This window comes from Vibrio sp. 1288 (assembly GCF_033344475.1).
Window position 1 is genome coordinate 1 of record NZ_JAWPOX010000194.1, and the last position, 968, is coordinate 968.

The following is a 968-nucleotide window of genomic DNA, read 5'->3' on the forward strand; positions in this document are numbered from 1 at the left end:
CAATCGCAACCATCTCTTGCGGCAGTGCAGCGACAACATCAAATTCTGTCACACCTAAACGCTCTGCCATTGCGGCAGGCAGAAGTTGAGGTTCTTGTTCCAATAGAACTTCTACCTGTTGCTTGATTGATTCCATTTTGTTTTCCATCTTTTTCTTCAATTTGTCTTCATTAATTATTGGATACTTTTGGCACGCTTTCGTTCATCTCTGATGTCAGTACCTGAATACAGGCTTGCGCTAACGAAACGGCCCAAAAACTGCCCGCTAAAGTAAGCACTAAGCTTCGCTCTTGAAGCTCAACTAAGCCTTTGTCTTGCCATACTTTAAACAGCGGCATGAGAAAATCGAACGTATCGCAACCCATAAACACCGGCAATTTACTTGCCTGAACAATGCCGCGGTCAAACCCGGATTTTAGCGCTGCAAATAATGGCTCTAATCGGCTGTGCTTCATCATCATCGCAATCGTACTTTGCCCTTCATTCACCGCTTTGATGTAGGTGTCTAAAGTACGGTGCAGCATCATCCCGTAGCCGCCAATGTTGCCACCAGCACCGCATCCAATCGGTAACACTTCTGCGTACGTCTTGGCTAAGCTGTTGTATAGGCTACGCTCACGGTTATCGACGGCCCAGTGGTTCACGCTCAACTGCTTCATGTGGTGCTTCGCCATAAAGTTCACACCTAGCTCATACATGCCCGCTTTCTCTGGCGTCGTCGCTGGTGGTGGGATCTTGCCTTTTTCAACGAGATTGAGCATTGGCGCGGTTCCACCCACGACCAACTGATACAAATCCAAGCCATGCGCGCCTGTCGACATAAAATCGTTAAGATCTTGTTCAAGTATTTCTTTGGTTTGATAAGGCAAGCCGTACAACAAGTCGATGATGACTGGGATTTTGTCTTCCTTCGCCAGTTCCGAAACGCGTTTAAGTACGTCTTCTCTATCATCAAGACGCTTTGCACT

Annotated in this window: 2 pseudogenes; both read right to left on the minus strand. The window is 47.1% G+C overall.

The features are described from left to right. A pseudogene (locus R8O11_RS25615) lies at positions 1–136 on the minus strand (heme utilization cystosolic carrier protein HutX); the annotation flags it as partial. Between the two features lie 34 nt (positions 137–170). Beyond that, positions 171–968, minus strand: a pseudogene (locus tag R8O11_RS25620) (heme anaerobic degradation radical SAM methyltransferase ChuW/HutW); the annotation flags it as partial.